Source organism: Kutzneria kofuensis (genome assembly GCF_014203355.1).
GTDB lineage: Bacteria > Actinomycetota > Actinomycetes > Mycobacteriales > Pseudonocardiaceae > Kutzneria > Kutzneria kofuensis.
The window spans coordinates 63,117-84,195 of record NZ_JACHIR010000001.1; the positions used below are offsets into that span (position 1 = coordinate 63,117).

Consider the following 21,079-nt stretch of genomic DNA (forward strand, 5'->3'; position numbering starts at 1 on the left):
GGCTACTTGGTCACCTGGTCCCCGAACGCGGCCAGGAACCTGTCCCGGAACGAGCTCATCGGCCACACCGGGGCGTGCGGGCTCGGCTTGAGCCCGTCGGTCCAGCCCCAGCCGGCGACCCGGTTCAGCACCGAGGGGTCCTTGGCCACGATGCTGATCGGCACGTCGTGGTCGGCGTCGGTGCCGCTGACCAGGGTCCCCGGCTGGTGGTCGCCGAGGAACACCATCACCGTGTTGTCGTCGCCGAAGTTCTGCAGGTACGAGATCAGCGTGTTCAGCGAGTACTGGATGGACTCGCCGTAGGCCTGCTGCACCTTGGCCTGGTCCGGCCAGACGTCCTTGACCTGCTTGCCGTTCGCGGCCTGCGGGCCGAACATCGAGCCGTCGCCCATGGCGTTCCAGTCGACCAGCTGCGGCAGCGGCGCCCACGGGACGTGGCTGGAGACCAGGTCGATCTCGCCGAACGCCGGGCCGGGCTTGGCGAGCTCGTGCTGGCGGATGAAGTTCATCGTGTACTGGTCGGGCATGGTGGCGTAGGAGAAGACCGGGCCCTTGTAGCCGACGTTGCGCGAGTCGTAGACGCTGTCGTAGCCGTAGAACTGGGTCTCCGGCACCCAGTCGCGGGTGTTGGCCGGGTCGTCGGCGAAGGTGCGCCAGCCGGCGTCCTTGAACGCCCGGGCCAGCGTGAACCGGTTGCCGTTGACCAGGTTGTTGTAGCGGTACTGACTGTTGACGTCCACACCGGACTCCAGGGTGGAGTGCGCGAGCCAGCTGCCGCCGCCGAACGTGGACGAGGTCAGGAATCCGGTCTTGGCGGCGAAACCGGCCTGCTGCAGCTTCTGCGTGCCGGCGTCGAGCACGGCGTCGATGCCGGGCGCGAAGCTGGAGTTCATCACCGCCGACCGGCCGTAGCTCTCCACGAACACCAGCAGCACGTTCTTGCCGCGCAGGCCGCTGAGCAGCTTGTCGTGCGCGGTGCCGACGTACGCGTCCGAGGACACCTGGTTCGCGAACTCCCGCTGGTCCTTGATGTCCGCGCTGACCTGTCGCAGGTCGTTGACGGCGAGCGCGGCCGCGTTGCTGGCGGCCAGGGGCTGGCCGGGGGCCAGCTGCGCGCCGGTCGGGGCCAGCACGAGCCAGACCACCGCGAGCACCGCGACGCCGCGAACCGTGCCGGTGCGGTGGTTGGCGACGAATCCGCCGAGGCGGGACACCGAGAGCGCGGTGAAGACGATCAGTCCGATCGCGACGACGATCACCAGGGCCGCGGCCGCCCAGCCGCCGAACTCGCCCACCTGACCCTGCACGAACTCCAGGCCGGGGCCGAGGAAACTCCAGTCGTACACCGGGTCGAAGGGGCGGTTCAGCGAGGCGTAGAAGCCCATGTTGGTGAGCTTGAGGATGGTCAGCACGCCGAGCGCCGCGCCGGCCACGATCGCCACCGGCCTGCGCCACCGGTTCGGCAGCAGCAGGAGCACGACGATGCCGACCAGGCCCTCGACCGGGATGCGCACGAAGGCGAGCGGCGTCAGCTTGCTCAGGTCGTCCGGCGCCACCAGCGCGAACAGGACCAGCAGGAACGCGAGGACGGTGGCCGTGACGGCCAGGACCCGGCGGACGGTCGACGGCGGGGTGCGGTCGTCGGAACCCTGTTCAGGCTGCCGGCGAAGGCGCGTGAGGAGCGACAAGCCGAGGTCCTTCCGTGCGGTGGTGGCGATGGTGCCACTTCAGCACACGGCCCCCGGTCGGCTTCGGTTCAATAGATCTTTCGGGTGGGGGCGTTTGCGCCCGATGCCCGATATCCGCCGACGCTAGCAGTTCGACGTGGTGCACGGCCGGCGGCTCAAGGCGTCGAACAGCACGGCGCGGAAGTCGGCGCCGCTCAACGCCTGGTAGGCCTTGCCGCCGGTGGCCGCGGCCAACTGCTGCAACACGGTCATGTCGGCGTCCGGCCCGAGGCCGATGCCGATGATCTGGATCGGCCGGGTCGGATCGACCTCGGCCCGCAGCGCGGCGATCAGGGCGGTCAGGTCGATGCCGCCGGGCGTCTCGTTCTTGCCGTCGGTGATCAGCACCTCGGAGTTGACCTTGGTGGCGTCGTAGCCGTCCCGCAGCGCCCGGTAGGCCTGCAATGCCGTGTCGTACAAGGCGGTGTTGCCACCGACCCGGCCGGGCAGCGACGCCGCGGCCTGCTGCAGCAGCTGCCGCTGCGGGCCGCCGTTGGTCTTGCCGCCGAGCGGCCCGACCGGCACGAGTTCGCTCCACTGCTCGGAAAACGTCCACAGTCCGACCGACGTGGTGTCCGGCATCAGCGACATGCCGGCCAGCGCCCCGTCGCGGGCGACCTCGACGCGGGACTGGCCGTCGGGCATGGGTTCCGCCATCGAGCCGGAAGTGTCGATCACCGCCAGGGTGCGGCCGTCCAGGTGGATCACGTCCCACGCCCGCAGCACCGTCGTCACCTGGTCGGAGGTCGGCGTCGGGAGCCGGTTCGGCGTGTCCATCCGGACGCCCTCCCGCATCGGCCACGCGGCGCGGCCGCCGGGTTCGCGGAATCCCGCGTCGCTCAACGACTTGGCGGTGTCGGCGGATCTCAGCCGGTGCTCGAACGCGGCCGCGGCGTCACTCGTGCCGGAAGGCTCTGCCGCCGTGGAAACCCGCACCACCGGGTAGTCGAACAGCACCGAGCCCTCGGTCGGATACAGCGCGACCGCCGGCACGGACGAGCTGCCGTTGTGCGCGATCACCGACTGCTCGGTGGCGGTGAACAACGGCGCGGTCGCCGGGTTCTTCACCATCAGCTGGTAGCAGGTGGCGATGTTCGGCTGGGTCGAGTCGCGCAGCCGTAGCAACGTCGCGATCAGCTCCGGCGGCGGCGTCCCGTTCTGCGCCGGGGCCATTCCCTCGGCGAGGCCGAGCGTCGCGATGCCCTCGGTGTTGGTCAGCGGGTCGGCGATGTCCACCGGCACACCCGGATCCACCAGTCGCTTCCAGCTCACGCTCGACTGCGGCCAGCCCAGCTTCGCCACCGCGTCCATGCCGCCGACCACCACCAGCGGCGATGTCGCCAGCGAGCCGTGCGGGGCGACCTTCGGCGTCACGCCGGGGACCGCCGCGTTCTTCTGCGCCGCCGTCGACGCCCACAGCGTCGAGTCCGGGATCCACAGCGCCGGCGGGTCGATCGGCTTCGTCGGCAGCTCGGCCACGACGTCGGCCGCCTGCTCCGGGACGACCTCCACCTTCACGCACACGCCGTTGACCGCCGCCCGGTCCTTCTCGAACCCGTCGGCGGCCCGCTGCACCACCTGCTGCAACGCCGGCGTGACCGTCACCCGCAACGGCAGCTCCCCGCCGCAGGTATGAGCCGCGTTGGTCGCATTGGCCGTCACCACCGCGCCGACCGCCAGCACCGCGACGACCACCGGCAGCACAAAGCGCCCGCGCCGCGGTGCACGCCGATGCCGACGCATGGCCTCGAACCACCTCCGGAGGGGATTGTTGGCCCTGGACCGGCTGTCCGACACCGCCGGACGGCGTGTCTCAGTCCTGCCGAGTGGCCGCGCGCAGCGCCGCCAGCACCCGGGCCACCGGTTCCGACTGCCGGCCGGGCAGGTGCGCGACGATCAGCCGGCGGCGCTCCTGCGGGCCGCCTCGGACGCTGAGCACCCGAACGTTCGCCGGCATCGCCGCCGTCATCGACGCCGGCACGGTGGTCAGGCCGCAGCCGGCGGCGACCAACTGGAGTTTGGTCAGCCAGTCCCGGGCGACGTGGACGATCTCCGGCCGTTCCGGCAGGCCCGGCCAGACCCCGAGCAGCGGCTCCTCCCCGGAGCTGCGGCTGGCGATCCAGCGCCGACCGGCCAGCTCGTCCACGTGCACGGAGTCGTTTTCGGCCAACGGATCCGTGGTCGGCACGGCGACGCACAGGTCCCGTTCCGTCAGCGTTTCCACATGCAGCGCCGGTTTGTCGGTGTCCGGGGCGCGGAACGGCGGGACGGCGGCGAGCACCGCCACGTCGATCGTGCCGGCCCGGATGGATCGGGTCAGCGCCGGCGTCGAGCCTTCCCGGCTGGTGACGGTGATTCCCGGGTGCGTGCGGCGCAGGATCGTCAGCGTGCGCGGCAGGACCACCGCGCCGGCGCTGGGGATCACTCCGAGCCGGACGTGCCCGGTTTCCATTGGCAGGCCACGAAGTTCGCGCTCCACGGCGTCCATCTCGTCCAGCACCGCCGCCGCGTGCCGGAGGATCACCCGGCCCGCTGTCGTCGGCACGGCCCCGTCCCGCCTGCGCTCGAACACCGCCGCCCCGGCCGTCTTCTCCACCGCCGCGATCTGCCGTGACACCGCGGACTGGGTGTAGCCCAGCGACTCCGCCGCCGCGCTGAACGTGCCGCGCTCGGCGACCTCCCGCACGACCCGCAGGCCGGTCAGCGTGAATTCCATGACGTTTACGCATACCATGCTTGCCATACTTTCGTTGGACTCATGGCCGTGACGCTCCTAGCGTTGCTGTCATGACAGGTCAACGCATCGCCGTGGTGACCGGCGCCAACCAGGGCATCGGTCGCGCACTCGTCGAGGAACTCGCCGCCCGCTGGACCGCCGACGATCTCGTGCTGCTCACCGGCCGCGACCCCGGCCGCGTCTCGGCCGCCGCCGCTGCCGTGTCCGGCGTGGCCCGCGTCGAGGGCCGCGTCCTCGACGTCACCGACACCGCCGCCATCGCCGACCTGGCCGCCTCCCTCGGCGCCGTCGACGTCGTGATCTCCAACGCCACCATGCGCATCACCCCCGAACGCACCCAGGTCGAGCAGGCCGACGAGTTCATCGCCGTCGCCAACGGCGCCACCCACGCCGTGCTCAGGTCGTTCCCCCCGATCCTGCGTCCCGGCGGCCGCCTGATCATCGTCGCCAGCTCGCTCGGCACCCTCCGCAATCTCGACCCGACGCTGCACCCCCTGTTCGAGGGCGCTTCCCTGGACGAGGTCGAGGCCGTGGTGTCGAAGTGGCAGGCCGCCGTCCACGACGGCACGGCAGCGGCGCAGGGATGGCCCGAGTGGATCAACATCCCGTCCAAGGTCGCGCAGGTGGCCGCGATGAAGGCGGTGGCCCGGGAGCGCCGGGAGCAGGACCTGGCGGAGGATCGGTTGATCGCCGCGGTCTGCCCCGGGCTGGTCGACACCCCCACCTCGCGCCCGTGGTTCGACGACTTCAGCCGAGCCAAGACCCCGACCCGGGCGGCCCGGGATGTGCTCGACTTCGTGCTGGCCTCGCCGGTGGACCCGGCGAAGTACGGCGAGCTGGTCCGGGACGGCAAGGCCCTGCGGTAGCTACTCCAGAATCGCCAGCACAGGCTCGACCCCCTGGCCGGTGGTCTCGTGCAGCAGCTGGAATTCGCTGACGAGCAGCGAGGGCGGCGTGCCCTCGGCCAAGGCGGCGTGGATCTCGGCGATGGACTCCTCCTGGCGGCCGAGCGCCCACAGGCAGACCGCCCGATCCATCGGCGCTGCGCTGGTGGCGAGAGCGGCCAGGATCAGCGTGTGCGACCGGCTGATCAAGGCCAGCAGGAAAAACGCGTGGGACCGGTGGCCGTTGAGTTCGACCACACGCTCGAGATCGGCGGCGGCCCGGTCGGGCTCGTTCATCATGAGCAGGATGTCGGCTCGCCGCATCATGCCGTAGATGTAGTCGCGGTCCAGTTCGATCGCTCGATCGACGTCGGCCAGCGCCTCCGGGAGTCGACCCATCCGCCGGAGGGTTTCGGCGCGGGCGCCGAAGGCCCAGGTGTACCTGGGTCGCAGTTCGATGGCCTTGTCGAGGTCCCCGAGGGACTCCTCGAGCCGACCAAGCGCCTGGAATGCGGCGCCTCGGCAGCCGTACGCCCAACCGTTCCCGGGGTCAACGGCCAGAAGACGATCGAGGTCCTCGATCGCTTCGGCGGCACGGCCCATGCGCCGCAGCGTCTCGCCGCGGTCGCCGACATAGCAGATGTTGTCGGGGTCCAGGTCGACCGCGGCCTGGAAGTCGGCAAGGGCCGGGTCGAAGTCACGGGCGGCACGGAGAAGGACGCCCCGCTCGGAATGGGCAAGCGCCCGCGCCTCGGCCGGCAGCGAGCGATCATCGACGAGGAGGCCGATCAACGCCATGTGGTCGGCCGCCTCGACCAGCTCGGTTCCACGCCGCACGACGTCAGGGGCGTCGGTCTCGCGACCGGCCTGGACGATCATCCGGGCCCATTGCGGCGCAAGGGATCGGCGGACCGAGAAGGCCGTGATCAAGTCCTGTAGCGCCTCGGGCAGCGCGGCGGCTCGGTCGGCGCACAGCCTGTGGTAGGCACGTTCGAGGGCCGAGTCATGGTTGTGCTCGGCCAGGGCCAGGTGGCGGGACCGCCACTCCGCCGGCGAGCGGCGTTGCAGGACGCGAAGCATCTGCGACCGCACGACGTCGTGGTAGTGGAAGCCGTCGGCCTGCTCCGTGACGAAGGGCTGTTGCAGCAGCCAGGGCAGGTGATCCACCGAGCCTGCGGCCACCGCGAACACCTCGGCGGAGAACCGGCGGGGCAGAGCACCGAAGAGGGCCGCGGTGCGGCGCTGGGGATCGGGTTCCCACTTGAGGAACCGTTCCACCGCGCTGCCGCTGGGGTCGCCGACTTCCGCGACGTCCGTGGGCTGGGACTCGGCCAGCATCGCGACCAGAACCGGGAGACGGCCGGAGAGCCCGAGGATCACGTCGACCACCCGGTCGTCGGTTACGCCACGGGAAGCCAGGAACCGGCCGGCCTCCGCCTCGGTGAAGACCTCCAGCGGGAGGTCGGTGCGGACGCTGAGGTAGTCGCCCCAGAGGTTGAGGTCCAGCGGCCGTTGGCCGGCCACGACGAAGACGATCTCGGGCGGGAGCGGGCCGTACTTGCCGGCCAACAGGTCCCGGAGCCACTGGTCGAGGAAGGGCGAGGTCCGCTCGTAGGTGTCGAAGAACAGGGCCAGCGGCTTGTCCACCGCGCCGAGGTCGCGGACCAGGGCCGGGGTGAGGACCTCGGACGGGGACAGGAGCAGCTGCACATCGTCGTGGCTGCGGAGCTTGCGGGACAGGAACACCCGGAGCTTGTCGACGTCCTCGGCCGCCGACCTGGCGTCGATGGCCTTGGTGAAGGCCCCGACAACGGGGACCTCGCCGGCGGCGGCCAAGCCGGCGCGAACCGTGGAGCGGGTCAGCAGCGACGACAGGCCCTCGGGAGCGGTGGGATCCGAGTCGAGGTCCTGGCGGTGCTGGCGGTAGGCGGCGAGCCGCTTGGCGAACTCCTTGCACGGCCCCAATCCGGCGGCCAACGCCTCCAGCGCGGACGGCAGGTCGTAGGCGGACTCGTCCACATGTCCGGTGGCGAAGCCATGATCCGTGGCCACGCGGCGGAACTGCCGTACCAGGTAGGACTTTCCGATGCCGGCGGCGCCGTGCACGCTGAACAGGAAGCGCCGGCGAGGGTCGACCACGGGCAGCCGGAGGTTCTCCTCGAACAGGGCCAGCTGCCGCTCGCGGCCGACGAACTCGCCGGCCTGCCGCCGGCGGATCAGATCCTGCAGGGTCAACGGGCGCTCGGGCACCCGGCACAGCCTAGTGGCCGCTGAGGACGTCCGGGGGGACTTCGCCGTCGGTGCGCAGGGCCTCGAACAGCCGGGTCGCCTTGTCCTTGTTCCACAGCACCACGGAGCCGACGCCGGAGATGGTGGGGGTGCTGCCGACGGGCACGGTCGTGGTGACGAGATCCTTGCTGGCCAGGGAGAACGCGAGGCTGGCGAGGTTCCAGACGTGGTCGCCGTTGTTGACGGTCAGCGCCCCCGGCACGCTCGACATCAGGGGGATGATCTTGAGCGGGTTGAGCATCACCCCGGGGCTGGTGATCTTGCTGACCACCGCCGACAGGAACTGCCGCTGGTGCACGACCCGGTCCAGGTCGGCCGACGGCGTGGCGCGGGTGCGGACGTAGCCGAGCGCCTGCGCGCCGTCCAGGTCCTGGCAGCCGGGCTGCAGGTTCAGGCCGGCCTTCGGGTCGACCATGGGCTTGTCGATGCACATGTTCACGCCGCCGATGTCGTCGACGACGTTCGAGAAGCCGGCGAAGCCGATCTCCATGTAGTGGTCGACGCGCAGCCCGGTCGCGCCCTCGACGGTCTGCTGCAGCAGCTGCGGCCCGCCGAACGCGAAGGCGGCGTTGAGCTTGTTCTTGCCGTGCCCCGGGATGTCCACATAGGAGTCACGCAGCATGCTGACCAGGGTCGGCTTGCCGCTGGACGGCACGTGCAGCAGCAGGATGGAGTCGGTGCGGGAACCCGCGGCGTCTCCGGTGGCCAGCTGCTGCTTCTGCTCGTCGGTCAGGCCCTCGCGGCTGTCCGACCCCACCATCAGCCAGTTCGTGCCGGCGCCCGCGGCGGGGCGGCCGGAGTAGTCCTGGAGCGCGTCGGTCCGCTTCAGCGAGAAGTCGGCGTACACGAACACACCCAGCACGAGCAGGATCAGGACCACCAGGACGATCCCGATGACACGCCCGATGCGCACCAGACCACCTCCGCGTTTGGACAGACATCCACAATAGGGACGTTCGGCCCCCGGCGCTGGTTGCCACGGCGCTGGTTGCTACGGGACCCGCTGCGACAGCACGAGCGCGCCGGCGGCGCCGAGCACCGCCAGCACCGCGCCCAGCGCCACGAACGGCTTGCTGACGTCGGCCTCCTGCGTCTCGTAGCCGATCTGCTGGCCGAGCGAGGCGTAGATCTGGTTCAGCTTGTCGCTGGTGTCGGCCTTGAAGAACTGGCCGCCGGAGATGTCGGCGAGCTGGTGCAGCGAGTCGTCGTCGACCGGCACCGGCACCTCCTGGTTCTGCAGCACCACCACGCCGTCGCTGGTGCCGTAGGAGATGGTGTTGATCGGGATCTTGGCGTCCTTGCACTCCTTGGCCATCGCGAACTCGTCCCGGCCGGCGGTCTGCTTGCCGTCGGACATGAGCACGATCTGCGCCGGCGGGGCGCCGGCCGGGCCGCCGAGGCCGCGTTCGAACTGCTGGATGGACTGCAGCGCGGCGGCGATCGCCTCGCCGGTCGCGGTGGCCGGCTGGAGCTGGATGTTGTCGATCGCGTCGGCCACCGGCTTGCGGGCCGTGGTCGGGCTGACGTCGACGGTGGCCGAGCCGCCGTAGGTGACCAGGCCCAGGTTCACCCCGCCGGTCATGTTCTCCACGAACGACTTGGCCGCGGCCTGGGCCGCCTTGATCCGGGACGGCTGGATGTCGGTGGCGTCCATCGACGGCGAGACGTCGATCACCAGCATCACGGTGGCCCGGTTGCGAGGCACCTTCGCCTCCGCCATCGGGCCGGCCAGCGCCGCCGTCAGCGCGACGAAGGCGACGAGGAACAGGACCGGCGGCACCATCCGCAGCCGGTTCGGCCGCTTCGGCGCGACCCGGTCCAGCACGGCCATGTTGGCGAACCGCACCACGTGCCTGCGCCGGCGCCGCGACACCCAGAAGTACGCGCCGAACACCGCCGCCACTCCCAGCAGCAGCGCGAACCACACCGGCGACGCGAACCCATCGATCCCCACGGCCCCAGTCAACCGCCTCGGACGTAAAACCCCGGCGAGTCCCGCTCTGGAGCACACCGAATGTCGGTTTCGAGCAGAACTGAGCCTCGAGTCTCGATTCTGCCGGAAACTGACATTCGGTCTGCCTGAGAGCGTGACTCGCGGGGGTCAGCTGAGGCCGCGGAGGCCGATGGTGGCGCTGGCCCGGCGCACCATGGCCGCCGGGTCGGTGGGCAGCACGTTGTTGAGGAACTCGTACGGGTGCAGCTCGTCGGCGTCGCGCCGCCCCAGGTGCCGCCACCAGCTGGCGATGTCGTGCCAGCCCGGGGCCGACAGCGACCCGCCGAAGTGCTGCACGGACAGCGCGGCGCACAGGTTGGCGAAGTTCACCCGGTCGGCGAGGGGCCAGCCCGCCAGCGTCCCGAACACGAAACCCGCCCCGAACACGTCGCCGGCCCCGGTGGGGTCCAGGGCGGCCATGTTCAACCCGCCGACGTCGACGGTGACGCCGTTGGCCGAGTCGACGGCGTAGGCCCCGTTCCCGCCCCGGGTGACGACCACCACCGGCACCAGCTCGGCGAGCTTGCGGGCGGCCTGCTCGGGCGTGTCCTCACGGGTGTAGCTCATCGCCTCCACGGCGTTGGGCAGGAACACGTCGTACCCGTCGAGTTTCCGCAGCATGGAAGGCGCCCACTGCTCGGTGGGGTCCCAGCCGACGTCGGCGAACAGCAGCGCCCCCTGCGCCTTGACGGCGCCGACCCACTGCTCCTCCTGCAGGTCGACGTGGACGTACGCGGCGCGTGTGGTCGGCGGCGGGTTGAGCAGCTCGTCCGGGCCGACCGGCGAGGGGTGACCGTGCGTGACCATGCTGCGGTCGCGGTCGACGGCCATCGACACGGTCAGCGGCGAGTGCCAGCCGTAGAACCGCCGGCTGCACGACAGGTCGACGTTCTCCTGGTTGGCCAGCACCTCCCAGCAGAAGTCGCCGTACAGGTCCTCGCCGAAGGCGGCGGCCAGCGCGGTGCGCAGCTGCAGCCGGCTCAGCGCGACCGCGAGGTTGGCGATGCCGCCGGGGCTGGAGCCCAGCCCGGTCGACCACACCTCGGTGCCGGCCGCCGGCTGGTGCGCCAGCCCGGTGAAGATGATGTCCAGGAACACCGTGCCGGACAGCAGCACGTCGAACTCCGGGCTCTGCTCTGTAGACGCCGTTGCCACCCTGGTCACCTTAGGACTCCGACGCCGCGTCAACCAAGATCAACGGCACTCGGGCGGGTGATGCCTGCTCACTTGGCCAGGCAGAACTGGTGCACGTCGAGGTAGCCGGCCCGGAATCCGGCCTCCGAGTAGGCCAGGTAGAACTCCCACATCCGGCGGAACGTCTCGTCGAAGCCCAGCGCCGCGACCTCCTGCCAGCGCTCCAGGAACCGCCGCCGCCACAGCCGCAGCGTCAGCGCGTAGTCCGGCCCGAACGCCCGGTCGTGCGCCACCCGCAGGCCGGTGTGCTGGGCGACGGCGTCCTCGATCGCCTCCACGGAGGGGATCAAGCCGCCGGGGAACACGTACTTGTGCATCCACGTGTACGCGTTCGCCGTGGCCAGCATCCGGTCGTGCGGCATGGTGATGGCCTGCAGCCCGATCCGCCCGCCGGGCCGGACCAGCCGGTCCAGGGTGGCGAAGTAGGTCGGCCAGTACCCCTTGCCGACGGCCTCGATCATCTCGACGCTGACCACGGCGTCGTAGCTGCCGTGCGCCTCTCGGTAGTCACGCAGCACGACCTGCACGCGGTCGGCCACGCCGGCGGCCTGGATCCGCTGCTCGGCCAGCGCCTTCTGCTCGGCCGACAGGGTCAGCGTCGTCACGCGGGCGCCCCGCAGCGCGGCCCGGATCGCCAACGCGCCCCAGCCCGTGCCGATCTCCAGCACGTGCGTGCCGCCGCCGACCCCGGCGAAGTCCAGCACGCCGTCGATCTTGCGCAGCTGGGCGTCGACGAGATCCTGCTTCCCCGAGGAATCAGACACTGCGGCGAACCAGGCCGATGAGTACGTCATCGTCTCGTCGAGGAAGATCGCGAACAGGTCGTTGGACAGGTCGTAGTGCCGGTGGATGTTCTCCCGCGCGCCGGCGAGGTCGTTGTCCTCCACCTCCGGCTGGGTGCGCTCGGCGATCCGGCGCAGCGCCTGCAGCGGCCGCGGCACGAGGGTAGCCATGCGTGCGGCGAACGGTGTCAGGACGTCGGCCACGTCGGGGCTCGACCAGTCCCCCACCATGTACGCCTCGCCGAAGCCGATCTTGGCGTCGGCCCCGAGCCGGTGGAAGAAGTGCGTCGGCCGGTGCAGGCGCATCACCGGCGCGTCCGGGCCGCCGGCCCCGAGCACCCGGCCGTCGGGGAACTCGACGCGCACCGGGATCTCGCGGACGGCGTGCCGGAACAGCCGCTCGGCGACGGCGGCCCGCAGCGGCGACCGCGGGACGGTCGCCAGCCCTGGCCAGATCCCCTTGCTGGGCAACGGAACGGACCGGGTTCTGGTCATCGCGCTGTCTCCTGGGCCTCGTGCGGGGTACGGGGGACGATCGGGATCCGGCGCAGCCACAGGGCGATGCCGTGCGTGCGAATCAACGCGGACACGCGGTGCGTGGTCAGTGGCCGCTTGACCAGCAGCCTGACCAGGGCGGACGGGGTCGCCGGCAGCCGGTGCCCGCGCAGCGTGGCGGTGAGCGGGGTCCGCCCGTTCTGCCGCAGCGCGATGGTGACGGACAGGGTCGGCCCGGGCTCGCCGAACCGCATCAGGTACTCGCCGCCGAGGTCGAGGAACGGCGAGACGTAGAACTCCTTGTCGGCGCGGGCGCGCCCGGTCTCGTCGGGGAAGAGCAGGTAGCAGTGCCTTTCCCCGTACGTGTTGTGCACCTCGGCGACCACACAGGCCAGCGCCGCGTCGTTGTAGCACCAGAACACGGTCAGCGGGTTGAAGACGTGCCCGAGCGACCGCGCGTTGGCCAGCATCAGGATCCGCGAGCACCGGATGCCGTGGTCCGCCAGGTAGGCGTCGAGGTTCTGGCGGATGGTCCGCGTCGGAACCCCGAGGTGGTCCCGGGATTGGAAGCGGGCGAACGGCCGCAGCCATCGGGGCAGCGCCGGCAGCTCGTCGAGGTCGACGAGCCACAGGAACACCCGGTGCTTGAACGCGTAGTCGATGCGTTCCCGCCGGGAGTGCGCGACCTCGACGTCGTACAGCGCGGCGGCTACCACGTGACGCCCATCGACTCGGCCGCCCGCACCCCGGCGGCGCAGCCGTCCTCGTGGAATCCCCAGCCGTGATAAGCCCCCGCGTACGCGACGGTTCCGTCGTTCAGCGACGGCAGCCGCCGCTGCGCGGCCAACGCGGCGGGCGTGTAGATCGGATGTTCGTACACCATCTTGGCGATCACGGCGTCCGGCGCGACCCGGTCGGTCGCGTTCAACGTCACGATGTAGCCGACCGGGGTGTCCAGTCGCATCAACCGGTTCATGTCGTAGCTGACGAGGACCGGGCCGCCGCCGTCGTGGCAACTGGTCTTGAGGTAGTTCCACGAGGCCCGCGCCCCGGGGCTCACCGGCAGTACGGACGGGTCGCTGTGCAGCCAGGTCTCGTTGCGGGAGTACTCGAACGCCCCGAGCACTTCGCGTTCCGCAGTGGACGGTGAGACCAGCAGCCGGAGGGCCTGATCCGGATGGGTGGCGACGACGACCTTGTCGAACTCGTGCGTCTGGTCGGCGTCGTCCCGGATCGCCACCCCGCCGGAGGTCCGGCTCAGGGCCCGGATCGGCGTCGAGATCTCCACCGCGGACAGGCCCTTCGCGGCCCGCTCCACGTAGCGACGCGATCCGCCGACGACGGTTTTCCACTGCGGGGACCCGCCGACCGACAACATGCCGTGGTTGGCGAGGAACCTGAACAGGTACCGCGCCGGGTAGCTCAGCGACTGCGTCTCCCCCGCCGACCACACCGCCGACACCACCGGAACCATGAAGTGCTGCACGAAGTACGGGGAATAGCCGCCGACAGCGAGGAATGCGCCCAGCGTGACGTCGCCGGCCCGTTCGTCGTCCATCACCCGCCGCGCATGCCGGTGGAACCGCTTCACCTCGGCCAGCATCCGCAGGTACCGCCCGCGAACGGCGTTGGCCCGCTGGGCGAACAGGCCCGGCAGCTGCCGCGCGCCGGCGTATTCGAGGCCGCAGCCGTCGCAGCGGACGCTCATCGACATCTCCGAGTCCCGCGTTGCCACGCCCAGCTCGTGGAACAGCCGCAACAGGTTCGGATACGAGCTCTCGTTGTGCACGATGAACCCGCTGTCCACGGCGACGAAGCCGCCGCCCTGGGTCGGCAGGTCGTGCGTGTGGGCGTGCCCGCCCAGCCTCGCGTCGGCCTCGAACAGCGACACGTCGTAGCGGCGTTGCAGCAGGTAGGCGGCGGTCAGCCCGGCCACGCCCGAACCGATCACCGCGACTGTGCCCCTCGTCATTCGGGCGACCTGTTCATTCCGGCGGCCCCTTTCAGGCTCAGCGGCACCCGGAGGCCCCGCGGCGACGGTTCATGCACAGCGTTCGCGATCCAGGCCGGCATCGGTTCGTAATCCAGGCGACCGAGGACAAAACTTCGGACCAATCTCGTCCATTCGCCCGCGCGGCGCAGCATCGCGTGCCCGTCGCCGTGCACCTCGAAGCGGCAGACGTCGCTCGTGACGGCCTTGGCCCGGACCGCGTAGTCGTAGGACAGGCGCGGGTCGGTCCAGCGCTCGCGGTCACCGTGCGCGATCAGCAGCGACTTCCCGGCCAGCTGCGCGACCGGCTCCCCCGGTTCCGTCCACGGCGCCAGCGCGCAAACGCCCAGCACGTGCGGGTCGGCGGCGGCGTGCAATGCGGTCCGGCCGCCCATGGAGTGGCCGACCAGCACGACCGGCAACTCACCGTGTCGTTCACGCAGGCGATCGAGCGCCCAGTGGGTGTCTTCGACGGGGTCCCCGTCGTTCCAGCCGCGGTACCGGTAGCTGAGCTGGGCCGCCAGTAGGCCGTGCTTGCGGCCGTGCCACGCCAGGTCGCGGGCGAACGGCACCATCCGCACGTAGGTGAGGTTTGCCCTGGTAGCCGGTTCGTGGCTGCGGGAACGACCTCCGTGCAACAGCAGCGCCACACCGGTGGGCCGCCGGACTTCACCCCGTTCCCGCAGGCCGGGGGCGACTGAGCTGGGCATGCCAGGGCATTCGCAGCGGAGGTTGCTCCGGTTCGCCGTGACTTTGGCGTACATGCGCGTCGCCGGATGTCCTGGCAGTGTGGAGAAGATGACCAGGGGGTGAATCAGGGGCCAACCGCCGGTGCGGCATCCTTGATCGACATCGAGTCTGTGAGGAGCGCGCGTGAACTACGAGATCTTCGGCTTGGTCAACGGGCTCGCCGGGAAGTTCGGCCCGCTGGACGTGCTGATGGTCTTCGCCGCGAAGTACCTGATCTTCCTGCTGTTCGCCGCCGGCGCCGTGGTGACCTTCCTGCGGGCCAGGCAGGACGGCTGGTGGCCGGTGGGCGCGTGGCGGATCGGGCAGGTCGGAGCCACGCTGGCCATCGGCCTGGTGCTGTCGGTGGTGGTGCGGATGTTCGGCCTGTCGCTGCGGCCGTTCCAGACCCACCAGGTGCACATGCTGATCACCCACGACCCCGGGGTGTCGCTGCCCAGCGACCACGCCACGGCCTCGTTCGCGCTGGCGATCGCGGTCTGGTTCTTCGTCTCGGCCAAGTGGGGCCCGTACTTCATGGGCGTGGCCGCCCTGGTGGCGATCTCCCGGGTGTTCGTCGGCGTGCACTACCCGGCCGACATCACCGCCGGCGCGCTGCTGGCCACCATCGCCGGCCTGGCGGTCTGGGGCGTCACGCTGCTGTGGCAGGACAAGTTCGTCAACCGGTTCACGACTCGGTGGGACGAGGATCAGCTCGTCGAGGAGCGGGCGCTAGAGTCGACTGTGTGATCGAGAAAACGCGCATCTCCACGCCCGCCGGCACGTTCGACGCGCTGGCCAGCGGCGACGAGGACGGCCGCGAGGTGCTGCTGCTGCACGGCTTCCCGCAGTCGTCGCTGGAATGGGAGCAGCAGCTGCGAGTGCTCGGGGGCGGCGGCTGCCGCGCGGTGGCCCCGGACCAGCGCGGCTACTCCCCCGGGGTGCGTCCCGAGCACGTCAGCGACTACCGACTGGAGGAGTTGGTCGGCGACGTCGCGGCGATCGCCGACGAGCTGGGCTGGCAGCGTTTCGACCTGGTCGGCCACGACTGGGGCGCGATCGTGGCGTGGGCGACGGCGGCCGCCATGCCGGAGCGCGTGCGCACGCTGACCGCCGTGTCGGTGCCGCACCCGGCGGCGTTCGACCACGCTCGCGCCACCGACGAGGACCAGCACGAGCGGTCCCGGTACATCACCACGTTCCGGCAGGCCGGGTCGGCGGAGAAGATGCTGCTCGCGGACGAGGCCGACAAGCTGCGCCGGATCTACGACTGGAAGGTCCCCGAGGACCACGTCGAGCACTACCTGGACCGCTTCACGCAGCCGGGGGCGCTGACCGCGGCGCTGAACTGGTACCGCGCCATGGACCTGACGGGCGAGGTCGGCCCGGTCGAGGTGCCGACGCTGATGGTGTGGAGCACCGAGGACAACGCGATCGGCTCGGCCGGCGTGCTGGCCACCGAGAAGCACGTCACCGGGCCGTACCGGCTGGAGATCGTGGAGGACGTCTCGCACTGGATCCCGGAGGAGGCGCCGGAGGAGCTGTGCCGGCTGCTCATCGAGCATCTGCTGGCACACCGGGGCTGAGCACGCGCTCGTAGCAGAGGGAGACCTCGCTGCCGACGTAGTCGCCGTAGAGCGGGATCGGGCGGTAGCCCTCGCGCTCGTAGAAGCGGATCGCGTCGGGCTGGCCGGTGCCGGTCTCCAGCCGCACGGTGGTCCAGCCGCGGTCGACGGCCGCCTGCTCCAGGGCCCGGAGCACGGCCGTCGCCACGCCGGTGCCGCGCGCCGCCGGCTCCACGTACATGCGCTTGACCTCGGCGGACGTGTCGTCGAGTTGGCGTAGCGCGCCGCAGCCCAGCGGCGTGCCGGCGTCGTCGAAGGCGATCAGGAAGACGGCGACGTCGGCGGCGCTCGGGTGCACGCCCGGCTCCGTGTCCTCGCCGCCGTAGCGGGCGAGAATCTCTTCGCGCTGGCGTTCGCGCAGGTGGATGCCGTTCGGGTCGTCCCAGGGGCGGTGTTCTACGGTCGTCACGGAACAGATGTTACGGTAACGTCTGTTACGGGAGGGTTTCATGTCACGAGTCGCGAACCCGCGGGCGGCGGAGCAGCTGTCGCAGGCGGTGTGGGACGTACTGGCCCAGCAGGGCCTGGAGCACCTGACCATCCGTGCCGTGGCGGCCGCCGCCGGCTGCACCACCGGGCTCGTGATGCACCGCTTCCCCAACCGCCGCGCGTTGCTCCGGCACGCCCGGGAGTTGCTGCACGAGCGGACCCGGTTGCGCGTCGAAGCGTTGGAGGCGGCCGCGTCGACACCCCGGGAAGCGCTGCGGGCCGTGCTGGCCCAGGGATTGGCGATCACCGAGGCCGGCACGACGGAAAGCGTGGTGTGGATCGGCTTTCTCGCCGCCACGGTCGGCGACTCCGAGCTGCTTGAGCTGCATCGGGTCAACACCAGGGCGTGGCGGCAACGAATCCTGCGACTCGTTGCCGCCGCCGCTCCTTCGTGGTCACCAGACGAGGTGTCCACGGCCGCACTGGCGTTGATGGGCATGGCCGAGGGCGCGGCCGCACTGGCATCGGCGGACCCGGAGACGTACAGCGCTGAGCTTCAGGAGGCCGCGCTGGACCGGACGCTGACGGCGTTGGGGCTCAGCTAGGCAGCGCCCAGATCTGGTTCAGCTGGTTGTCGCCGCAGGCATACAGCTGCAACGCCGTCCCGTCAGCGCTGCCACCGCCCGTGACGTCGAGGCACAGCCCCTGGTTGACGAGGTTCCCGTTCAGCTTGTACGACCACTGCTGGCTGCCGGTGCCGTCGCATGTGGACAGTACCGCCTTGTTGCCGCTGTTGGTCAGGCACTTGCCGAGGGTTCGGACGGTTCCGTTCGACGTCTGCCAGCGCTGGTTCGGGTTTCCGGTGCAGGGCCACAGGATCACCGGATTGCCGTCGGCGGTGCCGCTGCCGGAGTCGTCCACGCACTTGCCGCTCGTGCCGGAGATCTGGCCGATCGGATCGACCGCACCGCAGTCGTTGCCCGGCGTGACGCGGAAGATGCCGGTGCCATGTGCGGGAATCATCGCGCTGATGGCGTTCGAGGTCTTGCCGGTCCACAGGTCCTTGGCCGTGTAGGAACAACTCGGCAGCCCGCCGGTGGTGCTCGTGGTGACCGAGGAACCGCTGCGGTTGAGGATCGCCACCGCGCGGTCGCCGTTGGCCAGCGGCCGGTAGAGCACGTCGGTCGTGCCGTTCTGGGCGTAGACCGTGCCCTGCTTGCCCAGCCGATCCTGGTCCACCGCAAGGATGTCCGCGTTGCCGAGCGTCGCGATCGCCGTCGACGACAGCGTGGTCACGTCCGAGCTGAGGATCATCGGCGCGGCCATCATCGCCCACAGGGCGACCTGGCTGCGGGACTCGTCGGCCGTCATGCCGCCGTCACCGGCGATGAGAAAGTCGGGGTCGTTCCAGTTGCCCGGACCGGCGTAGCGGCCGAGCGGGTTGTTGTAGCCGTAGTTGCCGAGCACGCTGCCCCAGCGGCTGGCGTTCGGCTTGTTCTTGTCGTACGTGGCGATGTCGTAGCCCTCGCGCCAGAGCTGGCCGTACTGCTTCACCCAGCTCAACACCGTGTACCAGGAGGTCTGCCCCTGGAAGTAGGCCGGCGCCGACTCGGAGAAGACGATCTTCCGGCCGGTCTTCGCGAGCGCGGCGGACTGCTGGGCGTAGGCCGACTTGTAGGTCTGTTCCTCGGTCTGGCCCGGCACCGTCGGCACATTGCACCCGTCCAACTTGAGGTAGTCCACGCCCCAGCCCGCGAACAGGTCGGCGTCCTGCTGGAAGTGGTTCCAGCTGCCCGGATAGCCGCCGCAGGTGAGCGTGCCCGCGTCCTCGTAGATGCCGAACTTGAGGCCCTTGTCGTGCAGGTACCGGCCGACGTAGGCCATGCCGTCCGGGAACCTCACCGGGTCGGCGACGAGGTTTCCGTTGCCGTCACGGGATTTCGCCATCCAGCAGTCGTCGATGGTGACCGTGTTGTAGCCCTTGGCCGCCAGGCCGGTCGAGACCAGGGCGTCGGCGTTGGAGAGGATGGTCTGCTCGGTGAAGTCGCACTGGTAGTGCGCCCAGTCGTTCCAGCCCATCGGCGGCGTTTCGGCCAGGGTCGGCTCGGCGGCGGTGGTCACGGGCGTCAGCAGCGACGCGGCCGTGACCGCGGCGAGCAGGATCGTTGATGGCACGGCGGATGCCTTTCAGCTCAAGGTGCGGGCCAGGCTGATCGGTTGCGGTGGTCGGGCTTCAGGCCAGGGTTCGGGCGAAGCCGATCGGTTGCGGCGTGGTCTGGTGCAGGTCCAGCACCACGATCTCGTTGCGCCCCGGCCGAAGCCACGGCGCCGGGCAGAACAGCCGGTGCTGCGGGCCGATCTCCCAGTACCGGCCCAGGTTGTTGCCGTTCACCCACACCACGCCCTTGGTCCAGCGGGACATGTCCAGGTAGGTGTCGCCGACCACGTCGAGGGTGAGCGTGGCCCGGAAGAACAGGCCGGGCCGCTTGGCGTCCTTGACGATCGGCTTGAGTGTGCCGATGTCGTCCAGCGGCAGCGGGAAGATCTGCCAGCCGGCGAGCTTCGATCCGTTGAGGGAGACCGATTCGAGAATGCCCTTGCGGTCCACGATGGCGTGGCCGTAGTTGGTCCGGCCCATGCCCTCGACCAGGATGTCCAGCGTGGTGCCGGACATCGTCAGGGCCAGCGGCGCGTTGTTGTTGGTGACGTTGAGTTTCTTCGATTCCGCGTCGGGGATCAGCGGGCGGGAGAAGCCGCCCTGGTAGTGACCGTCGACGAACACCGTGGCGTAGTCGTGCACCCAGCGGATGTCGAGCTCACCGGCGCCGGCGATTCTCGTGCGGTACAAGGCGAAGCCGTAACTCTGGCCGAGCATCTCGAACGGCTGCGGGTCCGTCGACGCCACGGCGTCGGGGAGGTTGTCCCACAGCGACGCGTACACGGTCGGCGTGACCGGCGCGGGGACGATTGTCGGCTTCGGATCGGGAATCGGCGGCAGTGCCCGCAGGTAGCCGGCGATCAGGTCGCGATAGGCGTGGTACTGCGGAGTTGCCACGCCCTGCTCCGTGATCGGCGCGGCGTAGTCGTAGCTGGTGACATCGGGCTGGTAGCCGCCGGAGAGGTCGTTGGCGTTGGCGCCGGCGGAGAAGCCGAAACTGGTGCCGCCGTGCACCATGTACAGGTTGAACGACAGGCCTTCGGCCATGAACGCCTTGAGGTCCGCCGTGATGTCGGTCGGCCCGGCGAAGTTCTTGTCGCCCCAGTGCGTCAGCCAGCCCGGATACACCTCGCCGGCCATCGCCGGCACGGCCGGGAACGCCTTGCGGGCGGCGGCGATGGACGCCGCGTCGCCGCCGCTCAGCGCGATCGCCCCGCCCTTGACGTTGCTGTGGTTCTGCTCCAGCTGGCCCAGGCCGTCCTCGGTGTAGAACGGGCCGTCGACGCCGTGCTCGATCCACAGCTGGCGGAGTTGCTCCAGGTAGGCGGGGTCGCTGCCGTAGGAGCCGTACTCGTTCTCGATCTGCACCATCAGGATCGGGCCGCCGTTGGCGACCATCAGCGGGCGGATCCGCGGAGCGAGCTGGCCGATGTAGCGGCGGACCGCCGCCAGGTAGCGTTCGTCGGCGTCCACGCGCAGCTTGATGTCCTTGACGGCCAGCAGATACGGCGGGATGCCGCCGAGGTCCCACTCGCCGCAGACGTACGGGCCGGGGCGCAGCAGCACCCACATGCCCTCGGCCCGGCAGAGCCGGACGAACGCCTCCACGTCGCGGCGCTCGGTGCGGAAGTCGAACACGCCCGGTCGCGGCTCCACGTAGTTCCACATCACGTAGATCGAGATCGTGTTCAGGCCCATCGCCTTGGCCATGGCGATGCGATGCCGCCAGTGCTCGACCGGGATGCGGGCCGGGTGCATCTCGCCGCCGCGGATCTGGAACCGCTGGCAGTCGAGCAGGAAGCCGCTGCCGTCGGGCGCGAAGGCGAAGCGGTGGCCGCACCGCCCCGACTGCTCCCGTCTCACCGGTTGGCCCGGCATAACCGCAGCTAGCGGCGCCAATCCGCCCATGGCCAGGAACCACCGCCGAGCCATCTCCATGGCTTGCCTCCCACCCAGCTAGTCGCCGCGAACGGACACTACGGGCGAGCACTACTGCGCGTCCATGCGCCAAAAGTAGGGAAACCGAGCAGTTTCGCGCAGTCAGGGTCTG

At 70.4% G+C, this 21,079-nt stretch carries 18 protein-coding genes; 4 read left to right on the plus strand and 14 right to left on the minus strand.

Annotated features, from left to right (window positions below; all coding sequences use genetic code 11):
- Positions 1-2: 2 nt before the first annotated feature.
- The 3 genes from BJ998_RS00310 to BJ998_RS00320 all read right to left on the minus strand — a co-directional run bounded on the left by BJ998_RS00310 (position 3) and on the right by BJ998_RS00320 (position 4,443).
- Entirely contained in the window at positions 3-1,688 is a 1,686-nt protein-coding gene (locus BJ998_RS00310; RefSeq protein WP_246488490.1) for a sulfatase-like hydrolase/transferase, read from the minus strand.
- 123 nt (positions 1,689-1,811) lie between these two features.
- Positions 1,812-3,470, minus strand: coding sequence for a substrate-binding domain-containing protein (locus tag BJ998_RS00315; RefSeq protein ID WP_184857378.1), 1,659 nt, complete (start codon positions 3,468-3,470; stop codon positions 1,812-1,814).
- Positions 3,471-3,540: 70 nt separating this feature from the next.
- Complete coding sequence (locus BJ998_RS00320) at positions 3,541-4,443, minus strand: LysR family transcriptional regulator (protein WP_184857379.1); 903 nt, start codon at positions 4,441-4,443, stop codon at positions 3,541-3,543.
- A gap of 71 nt (positions 4,444-4,514) precedes the next feature.
- On the opposite strand from BJ998_RS00320, the gene BJ998_RS00325 reads away from it, so the two are divergent.
- Positions 4,515-5,330, plus strand: a complete 816-nt coding sequence (locus BJ998_RS00325) for an SDR family NAD(P)-dependent oxidoreductase (RefSeq protein WP_184857381.1) — start codon at positions 4,515-4,517, stop codon at positions 5,328-5,330.
- Here the strand turns inward: BJ998_RS00325 and BJ998_RS00330 are convergent, their stop codons facing one another.
- The 8 genes from BJ998_RS00330 to BJ998_RS00365 all read right to left on the minus strand — a co-directional run bounded on the left by BJ998_RS00330 (position 5,331) and on the right by BJ998_RS00365 (position 14,801).
- Complete coding sequence (locus tag BJ998_RS00330) at positions 5,331-7,598, minus strand: tetratricopeptide repeat protein (protein ID WP_184857383.1); 2,268 nt, start codon at positions 7,596-7,598, stop codon at positions 5,331-5,333.
- 10 nt (positions 7,599-7,608) lie between these two features.
- The gene (locus tag BJ998_RS00335) at positions 7,609-8,550 is read right to left on the minus strand and encodes an LCP family protein (protein ID WP_312889850.1); all 942 of its coding nucleotides are present in this window, start codon (positions 8,548-8,550) and stop codon (positions 7,609-7,611) included.
- Positions 8,551-8,628: 78 nt separating this feature from the next.
- The gene (locus BJ998_RS00340; RefSeq protein WP_184857385.1) at positions 8,629-9,591 is read right to left on the minus strand and encodes a VWA domain-containing protein; all 963 of its coding nucleotides are present in this window, start codon (positions 9,589-9,591) and stop codon (positions 8,629-8,631) included.
- Positions 9,592-9,738: 147 nt separating this feature from the next.
- Positions 9,739-10,794, minus strand: a complete 1,056-nt coding sequence (locus tag BJ998_RS00345) for a carbohydrate kinase family protein (RefSeq protein WP_312889851.1) — start codon at positions 10,792-10,794, stop codon at positions 9,739-9,741.
- A 59-nt stretch (positions 10,795-10,853) separates the two neighbouring features.
- Entirely contained in the window at positions 10,854-12,101 is a 1,248-nt protein-coding gene (locus BJ998_RS00350) for an SAM-dependent methyltransferase (protein ID WP_184857387.1), read from the minus strand.
- Complete coding sequence (locus BJ998_RS00355; protein WP_184857389.1) at positions 12,098-12,817, minus strand: DUF1365 domain-containing protein; 720 nt, start codon at positions 12,815-12,817, stop codon at positions 12,098-12,100. Before BJ998_RS00355 ends, BJ998_RS00350 begins: the two co-directional genes overlap by 4 nt.
- Positions 12,811-14,073, minus strand: coding sequence for an NAD(P)/FAD-dependent oxidoreductase (locus tag BJ998_RS00360; RefSeq protein WP_184857391.1), 1,263 nt, complete (start codon positions 14,071-14,073; stop codon positions 12,811-12,813). Before BJ998_RS00360 ends, BJ998_RS00355 begins: the two co-directional genes overlap by 7 nt.
- Positions 14,070-14,801: an alpha/beta hydrolase gene (locus BJ998_RS00365; protein WP_184857393.1), complete on the minus strand. Its 732-nt coding sequence runs from the start codon at positions 14,799-14,801 to the stop codon at positions 14,070-14,072. Before BJ998_RS00365 ends, BJ998_RS00360 begins: the two co-directional genes overlap by 4 nt.
- A 163-nt stretch (positions 14,802-14,964) precedes the next feature.
- Between BJ998_RS00365 and BJ998_RS46950 the strand changes: the two genes are divergently transcribed.
- Positions 14,965-15,567 (plus strand): phosphatase PAP2 family protein, encoded by a 603-nt coding sequence (locus BJ998_RS46950; RefSeq protein WP_184857395.1) that lies wholly within the window; start codon positions 14,965-14,967, stop codon positions 15,565-15,567.
- Positions 15,564-16,403 carry an alpha/beta fold hydrolase gene (locus BJ998_RS00375; protein ID WP_184857397.1) on the plus strand — a complete coding sequence of 280 codons (840 nt, stop codon included), beginning with the start codon at positions 15,564-15,566 and terminating at the stop codon, positions 16,401-16,403. Before BJ998_RS46950 ends, BJ998_RS00375 begins: the two co-directional genes overlap by 4 nt.
- Here BJ998_RS00375 and BJ998_RS00380 read toward each other — a convergent pair.
- Positions 16,372-16,851, minus strand: a complete 480-nt coding sequence (locus tag BJ998_RS00380; RefSeq protein ID WP_312889852.1) for a GNAT family N-acetyltransferase — start codon at positions 16,849-16,851, stop codon at positions 16,372-16,374. The genes BJ998_RS00375 and BJ998_RS00380 overlap by 32 nt on opposite strands.
- Before the next feature lie 40 nt (positions 16,852-16,891).
- Between BJ998_RS00380 and BJ998_RS00385 the strand changes: the two genes are divergently transcribed.
- Positions 16,892-17,476: a TetR/AcrR family transcriptional regulator gene (locus tag BJ998_RS00385; protein ID WP_184857401.1), complete on the plus strand. Its 585-nt coding sequence runs from the start codon at positions 16,892-16,894 to the stop codon at positions 17,474-17,476.
- Here BJ998_RS00385 and BJ998_RS00390 read toward each other — a convergent pair.
- Together BJ998_RS00390 and BJ998_RS00395 are read right to left on the minus strand one after the other, a co-directional pair.
- Positions 17,469-19,046, minus strand: a complete 1,578-nt coding sequence (locus BJ998_RS00390; RefSeq protein WP_184857403.1) for a ricin-type beta-trefoil lectin domain protein — start codon at positions 19,044-19,046, stop codon at positions 17,469-17,471. The genes BJ998_RS00385 and BJ998_RS00390 overlap by 8 nt on opposite strands.
- Positions 19,047-19,104: 58 nt before the next feature.
- Positions 19,105-20,892, minus strand: coding sequence for a beta-galactosidase (locus BJ998_RS00395; protein WP_221337821.1), 1,788 nt, complete (start codon positions 20,890-20,892; stop codon positions 19,105-19,107).
- Positions 20,893-21,079: the final 187 nt, after the last annotated feature.

Bases quoted from the DNA above. Each gene is read 5' to 3' on its own strand.
- BJ998_RS00385 (WP_184857401.1), top strand. From the start codon at position 16,892: ATGTCACGAGTCGCGAACCCGCGGGCGGCGGAGCAGCTGTCGCAGGCG.
- BJ998_RS00315 (WP_184857378.1), bottom strand. From the start codon at position 3,470: ATGCGTCGGCATCGGCGTGCACCGCGGCGCGGGCGCTTTGTGCTGCCG.
- BJ998_RS00360 (WP_184857391.1), bottom strand. From the start codon at position 14,073: ATGACGAGGGGCACAGTCGCGGTGATCGGTTCGGGCGTGGCCGGGCTG.
- BJ998_RS00365 (WP_184857393.1), bottom strand. From the start codon at position 14,801: ATGCCCAGCTCAGTCGCCCCCGGCCTGCGGGAACGGGGTGAAGTCCGG.
- BJ998_RS00320 (WP_184857379.1), bottom strand. From the start codon at position 4,443: ATGGAATTCACGCTGACCGGCCTGCGGGTCGTGCGGGAGGTCGCCGAG.
- BJ998_RS00325 (WP_184857381.1), top strand. From the start codon at position 4,515: ATGACAGGTCAACGCATCGCCGTGGTGACCGGCGCCAACCAGGGCATC.
- BJ998_RS00350 (WP_184857387.1), bottom strand. From the start codon at position 12,101: ATGACCAGAACCCGGTCCGTTCCGTTGCCCAGCAAGGGGATCTGGCCA.